Source organism: Prochlorococcus sp. MIT 1201, assembly GCF_047303415.1.
GTDB classification, from domain to species: domain Bacteria; phylum Cyanobacteriota; class Cyanobacteriia; order PCC-6307; family Cyanobiaceae; genus Prochlorococcus; species Prochlorococcus marinus_D.
Map to the genome: position 1 here is coordinate 958,612 of NZ_CP138947.1, position 13,637 is coordinate 972,248.

At 50.4% G+C, this 13,637-nt stretch carries 13 protein-coding genes; 9 read left to right on the forward strand and 4 right to left on the reverse strand.

Annotated elements, in window-relative coordinates:
• Positions 1–347: 347 nt before the first annotated feature.
• Together SIB41_RS04650 and SIB41_RS04655 are read right to left on the reverse strand one after the other, a co-directional pair.
• Positions 348–584, reverse strand: coding sequence for a DUF6447 family protein (locus tag SIB41_RS04650; RefSeq protein WP_063420370.1), 237 nt, complete (start codon positions 582–584; stop codon positions 348–350).
• A gap of 175 nt (positions 585–759) precedes the next feature.
• Positions 760–2,517, reverse strand: a complete 1,758-nt coding sequence (locus tag SIB41_RS04655; protein ID WP_413360839.1) for an ABC transporter ATP-binding protein — start codon at positions 2,515–2,517, stop codon at positions 760–762.
• Between the two features lie 37 nt (positions 2,518–2,554).
• Between SIB41_RS04655 and SIB41_RS04660 the strand changes: the two genes are divergently transcribed.
• The 3 genes from SIB41_RS04660 to folP are packed head-to-tail and all read left to right on the forward strand — an operon-like array spanning position 2,555 to position 4,337.
• Positions 2,555–2,752, forward strand: coding sequence for an RNA-binding S4 domain-containing protein (locus SIB41_RS04660; protein WP_063420274.1), 198 nt, complete (start codon positions 2,555–2,557; stop codon positions 2,750–2,752).
• A gap of 33 nt (positions 2,753–2,785) precedes the next feature.
• Positions 2,786–3,517 carry a triose-phosphate isomerase gene (gene tpiA / locus SIB41_RS04665; protein WP_413360841.1) on the forward strand — a complete coding sequence of 244 codons (732 nt, stop codon included), beginning with the start codon at positions 2,786–2,788 and terminating at the stop codon, positions 3,515–3,517.
• Positions 3,471–4,337, forward strand: a complete 867-nt coding sequence (gene folP / locus SIB41_RS04670; protein ID WP_413361388.1) for a dihydropteroate synthase — start codon at positions 3,471–3,473, stop codon at positions 4,335–4,337. The genes tpiA and folP overlap by 47 nt, the downstream gene beginning before the upstream one ends.
• A gap of 23 nt (positions 4,338–4,360) precedes the next feature.
• On the opposite strand, the gene SIB41_RS04675 is transcribed toward folP, so the two are convergent.
• Complete coding sequence (locus SIB41_RS04675) at positions 4,361–8,404, reverse strand: magnesium chelatase subunit H (RefSeq protein ID WP_413360843.1); 4,044 nt, start codon at positions 8,402–8,404, stop codon at positions 4,361–4,363.
• A 115-nt stretch (positions 8,405–8,519) separates the two neighbouring features.
• On the opposite strand from SIB41_RS04675, the gene dapB reads away from it, so the two are divergent.
• The 4 genes from dapB to SIB41_RS04695 all read left to right on the forward strand — a co-directional run bounded on the left by dapB (position 8,520) and on the right by SIB41_RS04695 (position 11,842).
• Positions 8,520–9,371 carry a 4-hydroxy-tetrahydrodipicolinate reductase gene (dapB, locus tag SIB41_RS04680; protein WP_063414873.1) on the forward strand — a complete coding sequence of 284 codons (852 nt, stop codon included), beginning with the start codon at positions 8,520–8,522 and terminating at the stop codon, positions 9,369–9,371.
• A gap of 17 nt (positions 9,372–9,388) precedes the next feature.
• Entirely contained in the window at positions 9,389–10,045 is a 657-nt protein-coding gene (locus tag SIB41_RS04685; RefSeq protein ID WP_011130191.1) for a hypothetical protein, read from the forward strand.
• 372 nt (positions 10,046–10,417) lie between these two features.
• Positions 10,418–11,608 (forward strand): FAD-dependent monooxygenase, encoded by a 1,191-nt coding sequence (locus tag SIB41_RS04690; RefSeq protein WP_157859808.1) that lies wholly within the window; start codon positions 10,418–10,420, stop codon positions 11,606–11,608.
• Positions 11,609–11,629: 21 nt separating this feature from the next.
• Complete coding sequence (locus SIB41_RS04695; protein ID WP_011130189.1) at positions 11,630–11,842, forward strand: DUF2949 domain-containing protein; 213 nt, start codon at positions 11,630–11,632, stop codon at positions 11,840–11,842.
• On the opposite strand, the gene SIB41_RS04700 is transcribed toward SIB41_RS04695, so the two are convergent.
• Entirely contained in the window at positions 11,833–12,396 is a 564-nt protein-coding gene (locus SIB41_RS04700) for an adenine phosphoribosyltransferase (protein ID WP_413360845.1), read from the reverse strand. The genes SIB41_RS04695 and SIB41_RS04700 overlap by 10 nt on opposite strands.
• Between SIB41_RS04700 and SIB41_RS04705 the strand changes: the two genes are divergently transcribed.
• Entirely contained in the window at positions 12,395–12,994 is a 600-nt protein-coding gene (locus tag SIB41_RS04705) for a DUF3038 domain-containing protein (RefSeq protein WP_413360847.1), read from the forward strand. The two genes, SIB41_RS04700 and SIB41_RS04705, sit on opposite strands and share 2 nt — an antisense overlap.
• Positions 12,994–13,611 carry a DUF4335 domain-containing protein gene (locus tag SIB41_RS04710; RefSeq protein ID WP_413360849.1) on the forward strand — a complete coding sequence of 206 codons (618 nt, stop codon included), beginning with the start codon at positions 12,994–12,996 and terminating at the stop codon, positions 13,609–13,611. The genes SIB41_RS04705 and SIB41_RS04710 overlap by 1 nt, the downstream gene beginning before the upstream one ends.
• Positions 13,612–13,637 lie beyond the last annotated feature (26 nt).

A 13,637-nucleotide genomic window follows, 5' to 3' on the forward strand; every position in this document is an offset into this window, starting at 1 on the left:
TTATCTCGCTAACATCTAAATCGATGATGCTAGGTGTGGACTTTATGTCTTTGTTGGAGCTTTGGCATTGCTTTTTGGTAATGCTGTCTCCATCTTATTAGGCAAGAAAATATCTCAATGGCTGGCAGCTTTGCTGAGATTGATTTTGTAAAAAAATAAGAAGACAATGTCAATATTGCCTGCATCGCTAAGCTGAAGACGGCAGGTTTAGGATATTGTTTGCGAACTTAATCTTCGTGGATTTGCCTAGTCAGATTGGCTTTATAGATGATCATATTAGGAACATCCATTAGCTGCAGAGACGCTATTAATTGAAAAAGGGTTAGAAGGTATGGGGAAAAAGAAAGTCAAGATGCGTCTGGTAGAGGGGTGACGTCTTTGAGCTTTTCATTCAATTGCATTGCCAGAGTCTGACGACCTACTGCCAAAACCTTTAGGGTGTCTTCGTGCATGCGTAGTTGGGCATCAGCAACTTGCATGCCACGGATTAGTTCCTTCAGTTCATCTGGTAATGAATTCAGGTCGTAGCGCTTGCCTTCAAAAGTGAGTACGGGATCAGGCTTGTTTGCTGCTGAGTCAGTCATCGGAGGTGAGTTCTGTTCTTGAGTGGCATTTGTGCTTTCGGACCTTCCGAAGGGCCATTTCGGAGGCATTCGTTCACCAAAAGGTTATCCAGCTCTTTCTAAAGCATGAGAATGAGATTGTCTATAGCTCACCTAAAATCATATCGTAGGAATTTGCCCTGACGGCTCGTATCCCTTATTGACTCGGACGGCCTCTTTTTCTATCGCGAATAATTTGTCGTTCGCAGAGATCCCTGTAGCGACCAGCTCGACTCATTAGTTCGTCATGATTGCCACAATCACAGATTCGCCCTTTTTCTAGTACAATAATATGATCAGCCTCCTGAACAGTTGCAAGACGGTGGGCTATCACTAGAACAGTTCGCCCCTGCATAGCTTGTTTAAGACCTAGTTGTACGGCTGCTTCCGCTTCGGCATCCAGCGCACTAGTGGCTTCATCTAACAGCAGCACGGCTGGATTGCCGAGCACGGCTCTGGCAATGGCGATGCGTTGCAGTTGGCCACCAGAAAGGTTTGTGCCGCGTTCTTCCAATTGAGTGGAATATCCTTCCGGTAATGACATGATGAAATCGTGAGCGTTGGCAAGGATTGCTGCTTCTTTGACCTTCTCTTGACTCACATTTCGACCGAAAAGAATGGCTTCTTCGACGCTGCCAGAGAAGACTGTTGTTCGTTGCGGCACCAAGGCCACCTGATGTCTTAGCTCCTGGGCTTTGACCTGGCTGAGCTCATGACCATCTAGAAAAATCTTTCCTTGCTGGGCCGTGTTGAAGCGTAAAAGTAATGAAAACAGAGTGCTCTTTCCAGCACCAGATGGACCCACGAGTGCAACGATCTGGCCAGCCTTCACTTCTAGAGACAGATCGTGTAGCACCTGTTTCTGATTGACATAGGCAAAACTGACGTGACGAAGCACTAGATCACCTTTTAAGCGACCCAGTGGTTCAGCCTCGTCAATGTCAGGAGGTTCCTGTGGTTCGCGTTCAATTTCTCGCAGGCGTCGTAGTGAGGCCTGGCCTTGCTGGAATTCATTGAAATTCGTGGTGAGGTGGCTAATTGGATCGATCAGCATCAGCAAGGCAGCCACATAGCTGCTGAAACTTTGCCCATCCATTCCGCCGGTTTGAATCCGAGCGGCACCAATCGCCAAGACTGTGAGGATGCCAGCGGCTTCGATGAAGCCCACGACAGGATGCTGTAGAGCGAGCAGGCGCAGGGTTTGGTATCGCGCTTGACGATGAAGATCAACTTCGGCATCAAAGCGCTTCTGAAGCCAGGGTTCTGCAGCAAAGGCTCTCACCAAAGGCAACCCTTGGATTGCTTCACCAAGTAGCCCTGCAAGATCGCTCACTTGACGCTGGCTGCGTTCGGCAGCTCTCATGACTCTGGCACCAAACTGGCTTACCAAGATCGCCACCATTGGCGCTAGCAGCAGGGTGGCTAGTGATAGTTGCCAGTCAAGAAAAACCATATAGCCAAATACCGCTACCAATTGCAGAGCACTTGGTGTGGTGTCTTGAATGGTCTTGTAAATCACTTCTCCCACCCGATCGGCATCCTCAGTGAGCCGATAGGTCAGATCTCCTGAAGACAGTTTCTCGAGGGCCCCTAGTTCGACTTGTTGCAGCTGTGCAAACAAATCACGACGCAGGTCTTGGCTCACTCGCAATGCTGGCCCGGCAAGCATGGTGTCCTGTCCGAATTGAGCCAGTTTTTGAACCAGAAAAACAGTGAGTGCTATGGCAATCACTTGGACGACCTGGGCCAGCTTGCCTGCCCCGATCGCTGGAATCAGCTGCCCAGCAAGCCATGCCAGTAGCGGCCAGCATCCTACGTAAATCAGCATGCACACACCTCCCCAGATCAGCCTGCGCAGGTGAGGGCGTAAGAGGGGAAGCAGTCTGCGGAAGCCGGCTTCGGAGGAGGAAAACATCGAGTCACACTAGTTGCGTGAACGCTCTGCTTATTCAATGAAGTTGGATCAATTTCTTAAATGGCAGGGCTGGGTGGCCACTGGAGGCGAGGCGAAACAGCTGATCCAGTCAGGGCAGGTGTTTGTCAATGGCTCTGTTGAAACTAGGCGTGGCCTCCATTTGAGTTCAGGCAACCGGGTTCGATTGGGCACAGATGAGGCGGTCTTTGTCGGCAATGCTTCGACAGGGCCGTAAGTTAGCCCCTGCGGAACTTCAGAGGACCTGAGCGTGCGTAAACCCGTGATCGCTGGCAACTGGAAGATGCACATGACCTGTGCTCAGGCAAGGGAGTACACGGCCATGTTCCTGCCATTAATTGAAGCCACTCCCAATGATCGTCATGTAGTGATTGCCCCACCATTCACCGCTATCTCCTCAATGGCAGAGTCCGTAGGCGGCACTCGTCTGGAATTGTCAAGCCAGAATGTGCATTGGGAGGATGATGGTGCTTATACCGCAGAGGTTTCGCCAACGATGCTTCTGGAGCATCAAGTGCGATACGCGATTGTTGGGCATAGTGAACCACGCAAATACTTCAGTGAGAGTGATGAACAGATCAACCGTCGTGCTCGTTCAGCCCAAGCGCATGGTCTGATCCCGATTGTTTGCGTGGGTGAAAGTGATGAGCAGCGTGAACGAGGAGAGGCTGAGCGTGTGATTCGACGACAGGTGGAACAGGGACTGGAAGACACCGATCCAGACAAGCTTGTGGTTGCTTATGAGCCCATCTGGGCCATTGGCACGGGCAAGACGTGCGAAGCATCGGAGGCGAATCGTATCTGTGGCCTCATTCGTCGTTGGGTCGGTGCTTCAGAACTAATCATTCAGTACGGGGGTTCGGTCAAACCAGGAAATATTGATGAGTTGATGTCAATGAGTGATATCGACGGAGTGTTGGTGGGTGGTGCCTCCCTTGACCCAGAGAGTTTTGCTCGCATTGCCAATTATCAAACCAGTTAAATCTCCTTGGCCTCAGGAATGGGGACAGCGAACGAAGGTGATGGGGGTGATTAATATCACGCCCGATTCTTTTAGCGATGGTGGCAATTATCTAGAGCCTGCTAGTGCCCTCGCACAGGCAACTCTTCTTATACAGCAAGGGGCTGATGTACTAGATCTTGGTGCTCAGAGCACGAGGCCTAAGGCCGAGGAGGTTGGCTGGCAAGAGGAGTTGAACAGAATGATGCCTGCTCTTCATGCAATACGTGCAGCTCACCCGCAGGCGTTGATCTCTGTGGATACATTCCTTGTGGAGGTGGCGGAGGCGGCTCTGCAAGCAGGTGCAGATTGGATTAATGATGTCAGCGGCGGCAGGCGTGGCCCTGAGTTGCTGAGGGTTGTTGCCGAAGCAGGATGTCCCTATGTGTTGATGCATAGCCGTGGCAACAGTCAATCCATGGATCAACTCGCCACTTATAGCGATGTGATTGAAGAGGTTCGTCTTGGACTACTTCGTCGAACGGATCAAGCTTTGGCTGCTGGTATTCGATCTGATCAGTTGATTTGGGACCCAGGCTTGGGTTTTGCTAAAACCACTGAACAAAATCTGATGTTGTTGAAGCATCTAGAGAGGATTTGCTCTGAAGGCTTCCCTGTTTTGGTTGGGCCCTCAAGGAAACGCTTCATCGGAGATGTTTTGCACCAACCGGACCCAGAGGCTCGTCTATGGGGTACTGCCGCCGTGGCCTGCCGTTGTGTGCAGGCGAAGGCGGCAATGGTAAGAGTGCATGATGTGGGCCCAATCCATCAGACCCTTCAAATGGCTAGCAGACTCTGGTAATTAGGGTTTGAGTTACTTTTTAATCATTCGCCAGACGATTGGTTGTCTGGCGTTGTTACTCCTTCAATTCGATCTTCAATTTCCTGGTAAAGCTCTTGCAATTGCTGAATATTCTCATCAGATGTTTCCCAGTAACCTCTGCCATTAACTTCTAATAAGGTGCCAACAATACGACGGAAACTATGTGGATTAAGTTCCATGAGACGCTTACGCATCTCTGGATCATTGATGAAGGTTTCGTTTGACTCTTCGTAGACAAAGTTATCTACCTGTCCGCTAGTTGCGCTCCAGCCGAGGGTAAAGTTCAGGCGCTTGGCGACTTCGCGAACGCCTTCATAGCCTGAGTTGACCATGCCTTCATACCATTTTGGATTAAGTAGCTTTGTACGGGAATCCAATCGAATCGTTTCGCTCAGTGAGCGGACCTGCGCATTTGCTGTTGTTGTATCTGCGATGTAACTCGCGGGAGCTTTGCCATCATCTCTAAGACCCTTGATTAAATTTGTGGGGTCTGAGTCGAAGTAGTGGCTGACATCAGTAAGCGAAATTTCAGCAGAATCAAGGTTTTGGAAAGTGACATCTGCTGTTTTCATAACAGATTCAAATACTTCTCTGTTTTGGTTCATCTCTCCTGGGTTGTCAGCATTAAAGGCAAATGTCTTGCGTGAAAGATACATCTCTTGAAGTTCATTCTCTTCTTCCCATGTTGAGTTCTCTACTGCAAGATTTACGTTTGAGCTATAACTTCCACTTGAATTAGAAAATACACGGCAAGCGGCATCCCTAAGGCTTGTGCCTTGTTCCTTTGCTTGTTCAAGGGAGTGTTTGCGTACGAAGTTTTGATCCAGTGGTTCATCGGCCTCAGCTGCCATCTTGACGCCTTGATCGATTAATGCCATTTGGTTGATAAACAGATCTCGAAATACTCCTGAACAGTTCACAACCACATCAATCCTTGGTCGACCAAGCTCTTCAAGGGGAATGAGTTTTAGCTTGTTAACACGGCCTACAGAGTCTGGTACTGGATTTACACCAATAAACCAGAGAATTTGCGCAAGTGATTCGCCGTAGGTTTTGATGTTATCTGTACCCCAAAGAACACAGGCAATTGTTTCTGGCCAATCACCCTGTTCTTGGCGTTGACGTTCAATTAATTTATCGACGACTCCTTTTGCTGCAGCAACGGCAGCTCTGGTAGGAATGGCCTGTGGATCGAGAGCGTGAATGTTTTTGCCACTTGGCAGAACCCCTGGATTTCTAATTGGGTCTCCACCTGGACCAGGAAGCACATATTCTCCATCGAGGGCACGCAGAAGGCTCTGCATTTCCATGTCTGCGCATATCTTTTCAAGGCAACCGCGCAAATAAGCAAACAGTTTGTCAAGCTCAATGGAATCAATGTTGCCGAATCCAGCTTTTCTACAGGCTTGCAGCCATGCATTGGGGCGTGTTACACCAAAACGCTGAAGTAGATTAAAAAACCAATCCAAATACCAGTTGGAATTATCTTTCATATTCACGCGTCCGTCTCGTCCAGTGAGAGATTTCACCATCGCCCTAACGGCGACACGAGATGCCTCAGTGATAGTGCGATTGAGCTCTACATCAGCAAGAATGCCGTCATCATTTCCTTTGTAAATATCTTCTATTTTGCGATCTATTGCTTCTGCTAACAGCCCAGGAAGCGAGCGAAGACCGTCGTCTTCACGTTCAAGGGCGGCGATGCTTACCAGAGTCGCTATCGCTTCTTCTGCCGTGGGTGGTTTGCCGATCGTGTGAAGTCCACATGGCAGAAGGCGACTCTCGATTTCCATCAATTGGCTATACACCGCGCCAACAACGGCATCCCGTTGGTCGAGATCTAGCTCTGCCGCGTCTTGTTCTGGCAGGTCTACGTCGCGATCAAGATTGCATTGACGTGCGGTTTCAATGATGGTATTGACGATTTGCACACCACGACCGCCTTCACGCAGTTGTTGGTAGGACCCCACCAGTTCGCCTAGCTCTTTTAGACCTTTGTAAAGTCCAGCATTTTCTGCTGGAGGAGTGAGGTAGCTGATTGTGGAGGCATAACCACGCCTTTTTGCAATCGTTGCTTCGGAGGGATTGTTTGCTGCGTAGTAATAAAGATTTGGCAGCCCTCCGATCAATGAATCTGGATAGCAGGTTTCACTCATGCCCATCTGCTTGCCTGGCATGAATTCGAGAGATCCGTGGGTGCCAAAATGGAGCACAGCATCAGCTTTCCAGATCTTTTCGAGATAGGTGTAGTAAGCAGCAAAGCCGTGATGAGGACTGGCGCTTCTTGAGTAGAGCAAGCGCATTGGGTCTCCTTCGTAGCCGAAGGTGGGTTGAACGCCTACAAAGATGTTGCCGAAGTGACGTCCATAGATCAGTAGGTTTTGCCCATCACTATTGAGTTCTCCTGGCGGCTTGCCCCAGTTTTCTTCAAGGCGCTCTGAATAAGGTGTCAGGTGCTCGTACTCAGCCACACTCATTCGATGTGCAATGGCCAGTTCTGGTGCTCCTTCTAGTGCTTCAGGATCATTGATTACCGCCTCCATCAGTGCTTTGGAGTCTTTGGGGAGGTTTTGGATGTCGTAGCCCTGAGCCTTCATTTCCTCCAAAACACGATGGATGGAACCAAAAACATCGAGGTAGGCAGCACTGCCAACATTTCCTTTATCTGGAGGGAAACTAAAAATAGTAATTGCTAATTTTTTCTCAGCTCTTGACTTGATTCTTAGAGATGACCAACGGATTGCTCGTTCAGCAATCGCATCAACCCGGTCTTGAAGTGTGTGGGCTTTGCCGGTGGCATCATCCCTACCAGAGAGCACGATTGGCTCGATGGCTCCGTCTAATTCGGGGATGGCGATTTGTAGTGCAACCTGAACTGGATGCAGGCCTAAGTCGCTAACTTCCCATTCCTGAGTTGTTTGGAAGACAAGCGGGAGCGCAACCATATAAGGGCGGCTAAGGCGCTTGAGAGATTCGATAGCCTTGGGGTGATCCTGTCTGGCAGGGCCACCTACAAGGGCAAATCCAGTGAGGGAAACCACCCCATCGACTAGGGGTTGGTCAGGGTTGACTGGGTCGAAAAAGAAGGCATTGACAGGCTTAGAGAAATCAAGCCCACCGCAGAAAATGGGGAGGACACGTGCACCACGGAACTCAAGCTCTTGAATGACAGCGACATAGTGGGCATCGTCACCAGTGACGATGTGGCTTCGCTGCAGCACAAGACCGATCATTGGGCCTTGGCGAGCTTTCTCTGAGAGATCCGTGCGGCTGGTCGTCCAGTTGAGGTACTCCTTGAGGTCTTCAAACATCGACGGGGCCATCGGATGCCAGATGCCCAGGTCTGGGAAGATCTCTGGCTCCACGATGTCTAGTTTTGGACGATCTTCTCCTTCTGTCGCTGGAAAGACATACTTATCCGCCAGCATTAATAGGAAGTTGCGTAGGTTGTCTGGTGTACCTCCTAGCCAGTATTGAAAGCTGAGCACGAAGCTTCTTGCATCTTGTGCTTTATCAACCGGCAGATATTTAAGAACGTTGGGGAGTGTATTTAATAGTTTGAGCATTGCGTCTTGGAATCCAGCACCGTTTGATTCCTTTCGCTTTTTCATGAAGTTGGCGATAACACTATCGCTCTGTCCCAGCTGGGCCATGGTGAAGGTGCCAAGCTTGTTGAGCCGCATCACCTCTGGCATGGAAGGGAAAACAACAATGGCTTTGAGCCGCTCGCGATAGGGGGTGACAGCGTCCACCACTTTCTGAGCTAGGTCTTCAATGAAAATCAGCGAGGCGATAAAAACATCGGCTTCGGCTACATCGGCTTGGAAGTCTGCAAAGTTGCTTGGATCGCGCAGTTCTTCGATGAGGTAACCACTCAGTTCAACGCCAATGGCTCCATTTTGTGCATTGAGGCTGTTTGCGGCCTGGGAAAGCGCACTTTGGTACTGAGGTTCGAGTACCAAATACACCGCTTTCATGACAGCTTGATGGCTGTGGTTCTCCGCAGGAGCAACTCGGCGATCGGCTGAGCGAACCTGCGTGAACATTGGAGTACTGCAAAGTAATTCGATGAAGCCTAGGTTGTCTGGGGCTCAGAGTGAAGTTCGCTGCCTGGGTGTTACATGAGTCGACCCATAGGCTTTATTCAGCGATCGCCCTCCCATGACCTCAGTCCCTCCAGAGTTGATTCCTGTTGTGGTTGCTGGCGCACTGGGCCGCATGGGGGCTGAGGTCATCAAAGCTGTTCATCTCGCTTCGGATTGTGAGTTGGTTGGTGCAGTCGACACAACGCCAGGCAAGGAAGGTGTGGAGATAGGCGAGGAGCTTGGAATTGGTGTTCTTGATGTTGCTTTGACGTCCGACATTGAGGCTTGTCTTTGTTCTGTCAGCCAGTCTTTTCATAGGACTGGCCCTGGACAAGGCGCTGTGCTTGTTGATTTCACACATCCTTCAGTGGTTTATGAGCACACCAGGGCGGCGTTTGCCTATGGGGTTCATCCGGTTATAGGCACCACAGGACTCTCACATCAGCAGTTGGTTGATCTCAGTGAATTTGCAGCAAAAGCGTCGATGGGAGGCGCTGTGATTCCAAATTTCTCTGTTGGCATGGTCTTACTGCAACAGGCAGCAGCAGCGGCTGCACGCTTTTATGACAATGCAGAACTGACTGAGCTGCATCACAACCGTAAGGCTGATGCCCCGAGTGGCACATGTATCAAAACTGCAGAGATGATGGAGGAGCTCGGTAAAAGTTTTAATTCGCCTGAAGTTGATGAGCATGAATCGCTGACTGGTTCCCGTGGTGGCTTACGAGCTAGTGGCTTAAGACTCCATTCGCTTCGTCTGCCTGGATTGGTTGCCCATCAGGAAGTGATGTTCGGAGCTCCTGGAGAGAGCTATACACTCCGGCACGACACCATTGATCGTTCGGCCTACATGCCAGGTGTGTTGCTAACCGTTCGTAAGGTGCGACAGCTTCAAGGTCTGGTTTATGGCCTTGAACGCCTCATCTGAAATTCATTTGCGTGTCGATGTTGGTCCCTTTGCGTCCAGGAGAGCTTCAGAGGCTTATCCCTGCAGTGGCCACCAGTAATCAATTCGCAGCGGCCCTTGGCAACCCTCGCAAGATTCTGCAGAGGGTCATGATCGCCGCCATTGGAGGTGTGATCACATTATTGATTAGTCAGAGTCAGCTGGCGAGTCGATGGGGTGCTGTCTGGCTTGTTGTTGGAGTGGCTCTTCTGCTTTATGTGCTTTGGGGCCCAATCGTTGAAGCGGGTCAGCGCAATGCAGGCCTTCGTCGTTATCCGGCGGCGGCCATCTTCGAAGGTGAGGTGGCCAATGTGTTCACCCGTGAACGAGTGCTGGACCGTCATGAGCAAGCGAACAAGCTTGGAGAGTTGGAGCTTGTTGAGAACAGACGGACTTGGATTGTTCTTGAGTTAGAGGATGAAGATGGATATTTGGGTCAACTGAGCTTTCCGATGTCCAAGAAGCATCAGTTCATCCGAGCTGGATCTCTCATTCGTTGCCTTGTACTAAGCGATCGCAAGGATTTCAGCCGTATCGCTGCACTGACTGATGCATGGTTGCCAGGGCAGCGGTTGTGGGTCGGGGAGTATCCCTTTTTGCTAAGGCCTGCATTTGAGGAGCTGTGTCAGTTGCGTTTTGCTCGCCAGACCAGCTGAATCGCGCTAAGAGATTTTTCTTGCCACTAGCTTGAAAAGTCTTAGGAGTGCAAATGGCATCGTTCTTTTGACTTATACAATTAATCGATTCCTCTGTGAGGTTCTCAACAAGAGAATGGTTGATCAATCAATACTTTTAAGATTGAACACTTTTAGGATTTGCCACTGAAATACCGGGGGGGGGTGCCAGCCAGTTAACATCTCTGTGGAGGCTTCGCCATGCTCAGGGATATTGCATTGCCCTTCACTTTTTGCAGAGATGGTTGGGAAACTGCTTTGAGGAGCTTTAGAACATGATTGATCAATTCACAGCTATTGGCGAACTTGCAGCAAAATCACTAGTGATCTGTTTCTCATTTTCTGGTTGACCACTTGAACAGGTTCCACTCTGCAGCAAAAGGGTCTTTGCCAGTTGACATACGAGTGAAGATCCTTGGCGCTGGTCCCACTGGGACCCTTTTGGCGCTTGCTCTTGCTCGGCTAGGTAACAGCGTCACTCTCTGTGACCCCTTGACAGTGGAAGAGTTGCCTGCACGAAGTAGAGCCTATGCCCTTACGCATTCATCAAGGCGATTGCTTCAATCACTTGATCTATGGGCCTCACTGATTCCTCATCTCGCTCCATTTACAAGATTGCGGCTAGATGATCAGGAGCTGAATCGTCATACCTATTTTGAGGTTGATGATCTTTCAAGCCAAAATCAGCTTCACGGTGCCGTCGGCTGGATTCTTGACCATCGACCATTAATGGAATTGCTGATTGATCGTCTTCAGACATCTCCAAAGGTGCTTTTGAATTTGGGGAGGTTTGATGATCATCATCTTGATGGTCACGATTTGGTTGTTGCGGCTGATGGTCCGAGATCTCTTACCCGGCAGGCATGGGGTATCAACACTTGGAACCATCCTTATCAAAATGGGTGTTTAACCGCCAAGGTGCTGCTTCGGGGTGCTGATCCTTTGATGGCATATGAGCTTTTTCGTGCTGAAGGTCCTCTAGCTGTCTTGCCAATGGGAGGTGAGGTCTTCCAGATGGTTTGGAGTGGTCCTTTGAGACGATGCCAAGAACGTGCTGGTCTATCTCCTTCGTGCTTTCTTGATCATCTTGCTGCGGTGTTACCAGATGGCCTTCAGCCAGATGTGCTCTTGGATCGTCCTGCGGCATTCCCTCTCCAACTCGCCTTTGCCTTTCGTTTGCAGCGAGGTCGTGGCGTCCTTGTGGGTGAATCGGGGCATCGCTGTCACCCTGTCGGAGGACAAGGGTTGAATCTTTGTTGGCGTGACGTAAGCACGTTGATGAACCTTGTGAAGAATGTCGATGAGGGCAAGTTGCCTGTTGAGAAGTTGCCTCAGGTCTATGCCCGCAAGCGCATTTTTGATCTCGTGTTGGTTGGTTTATTTACTGATCTGATCGTGCGCTTTTTCTCCAGTCGAAACATCCTCTTGCTGATGGTTCGACTGCCGCTGATGTTTCTTCTGGCTCGCCTCTCGTTGTTGCGTCAGTTGCTTTTGAAGGCCATGACAGATGGACCGATCACAGTCATCAGATTGTTGCCAGAATGATCGTCTACTGCAGTTGGTTAAATGGTGATCAGTAGCCATCCGCAGCCCTCATTCTCACCCCAGTTACTGCAGTTTTTGCAACAGAAACTCGGCCTTAGCGAGAACGCTCTGAACTTGGGCTTGCGTCAGGCAGAACTTGAGCAAGCACCTCTGCCGGTCGTGCTTTGGAGTTTCGGTTTACTCAGCTTGGCTCAGTATCAGCAGGTTCTCGATTGGGAAAATGATCAGGAGTAGATAATCAGTGACTTCACTGGCATCTCAACCGGAAGTTGCTGCCGCCCGCCGAGAGCGGCTAATTCGATCACAAAACCACATCCCACCAGATCGCCACCAGCTTTCTCGATTAACTCGACTGTGGCTCTTGCAGTTCCTCCAGTCGCCAGAAGGTCGTCCACCAATAAGACACGGGGATGACCTTGCAGAGCATCCGCATGAATCTCGAGCCGATCGCTGCCGTACTCCAGGGAATAGTCGATGCCAAGAACATCACCAGGCAATTTGCCAGGCTTCCTAACCGGAACAAAGCCGATTTTCCGATTCGTTGCTAACGCTGTTCCCACAATGAATCCACGTGATTCGATTCCGACAATTAAATCGGGTTTGAGTTCTGTGCAGAGATCTCCTAGCTGTCGCATCACTTCATCCCAGCCATCGGGATCACGCAGCAGGGGACTGATGTCCCGAAAGAGAATTCCAGGTTTTGGAAAGTCTGGTACGTCTTGAATGAGGTGGCGAAGATCCAAAGAGTGGTGACGCAGGGGCCTTAGGCCTGGCATCATCGCAGCCATGATCAATGCAACAACCACTTCAGATCCTTCATCAACTGTTCAGCCACAGAAACCCTTTGAGCAAAAGCAGAGCGGCGTGCAGAACAACACCGTTCTTGGCAGGAGAGGACTTGAGCGTCTAGACCTTCTCTTGCTTGTGGTCGAATCACTTGATCTCAATGGTGGTGAGGCGATGCTCTGGGCAACCAATCAGTTGGGTTTGCAGAAACAGTTCCCCAACCGGGTTGAGCTTTGGAAGCGACGTTGTCACAATCCACTGAGACGCGCTACCCGTCGAGGTGACCTCACTTCTATTGATACTGAGGCTTTGCTTCGCCTGCTTTGTTTTATGGCAAGCCGTCTTTATCCCCTTCTTCATCAGCTGCTTTCTTCACGTGAACCAGAAGAACTCAATTTGCAGCGCTGGACTTTGCTGGATCAGCGACTGCGCGATCTGATCGAGGAGAGGATGAATCCTCGGCGCGGAGCTGTTCAGCGTCTGTTGAGGCCAGAGCAATCTCAGCCTATTCAGCGTGAGCTGGTGCTTACGCTTGCTCTTGCTGCTGGTAATGGAGGAGTCGATCGCCTGCGCGCCAGCCTGCTTGATCCGACACCCTGATGCTGAACCTCTCTTTCCGTTATGACCAAACGGCAGTCCGCCTTCAGGTGGAGGGCATGCCAGATTTCTCCGCAGGTCACGGGGATGGTTTTCTAGGCATCCTGTCGAGTTGGCGGCTGCAGTTGGTTGGTTCACCAGAGCTAGAAGGCAAGCGTGAACATTTGCAGGCCTTGATGGCTGCTGTGCTCCCCTATTCACGCCACCGCATTTCTGGTGTCAGTCGAGCTTTTGGTGACGAAACCAGTGTGGTTGTTATGTCTCCTGTTGGGGACAGACATCAACTGCTTTTGCGTAGTAGTCAGCCGAATGTCCCTCCTCTCACTCTTACCCTTGATGATGCAGAGCTTGCTGATCTCGTGCGTTGTCTGGATGAACTTCGTCTTGACTCACGAGTGCAGGTGCACTGGGAGTTGCCAATTGATTACCCATTGCCTCGACAGGAATTGGCCGAGCGAGTCCCTCTTGGCCAACGCTTAGGGGCTCCATTGATTGGTGGCGCAGCATTGGTTTTGATTGCAGGTCTTGGTCTGTTGCTGCCTGTTCCACGCAATCCAGATGGAACGCTGTCCCCGGCCACTTCTAATGCGCCAGAGTTGCAATCACGTTCTGATCGTTGACGAACAGATCTTGCAGGCCAGAATTA

Excerpts from the sequence above, each read along its gene's own strand:
- SIB41_RS04685 (WP_011130191.1), top strand. The coding sequence starts at position 9,389 with ATGTTGGTCCCTTTGCGTCCAGGAGAGCTTCAGAGGCTTATCCCTGCA.
- SIB41_RS04675 (WP_413360843.1), bottom strand. The coding sequence starts at position 8,404 with ATGTTCACGCAGGTTCGCTCAGCCGATCGCCGAGTTGCTCCTGCGGAG.
- SIB41_RS04650 (WP_063420370.1), bottom strand. The coding sequence starts at position 584 with ATGACTGACTCAGCAGCAAACAAGCCTGATCCCGTACTCACTTTTGAA.
- SIB41_RS04710 (WP_413360849.1), top strand. The coding sequence starts at position 12,994 with ATGCTGAACCTCTCTTTCCGTTATGACCAAACGGCAGTCCGCCTTCAG.
- SIB41_RS04655 (WP_413360839.1), bottom strand. The coding sequence starts at position 2,517 with ATGTTTTCCTCCTCCGAAGCCGGCTTCCGCAGACTGCTTCCCCTCTTA.
- dapB (WP_063414873.1), top strand. The coding sequence starts at position 8,520 with ATGACCTCAGTCCCTCCAGAGTTGATTCCTGTTGTGGTTGCTGGCGCA.
- SIB41_RS04700 (WP_413360845.1), bottom strand. The coding sequence starts at position 12,396 with ATGGCTGCGATGATGCCAGGCCTAAGGCCCCTGCGTCACCACTCTTTG.
- SIB41_RS04660 (WP_063420274.1), top strand. The coding sequence starts at position 2,555 with ATGAAGTTGGATCAATTTCTTAAATGGCAGGGCTGGGTGGCCACTGGA.
- SIB41_RS04705 (WP_413360847.1), top strand. The coding sequence starts at position 12,395 with ATGATCAATGCAACAACCACTTCAGATCCTTCATCAACTGTTCAGCCA.
- SIB41_RS04695 (WP_011130189.1), top strand. The coding sequence starts at position 11,630 with ATGGTGATCAGTAGCCATCCGCAGCCCTCATTCTCACCCCAGTTACTG.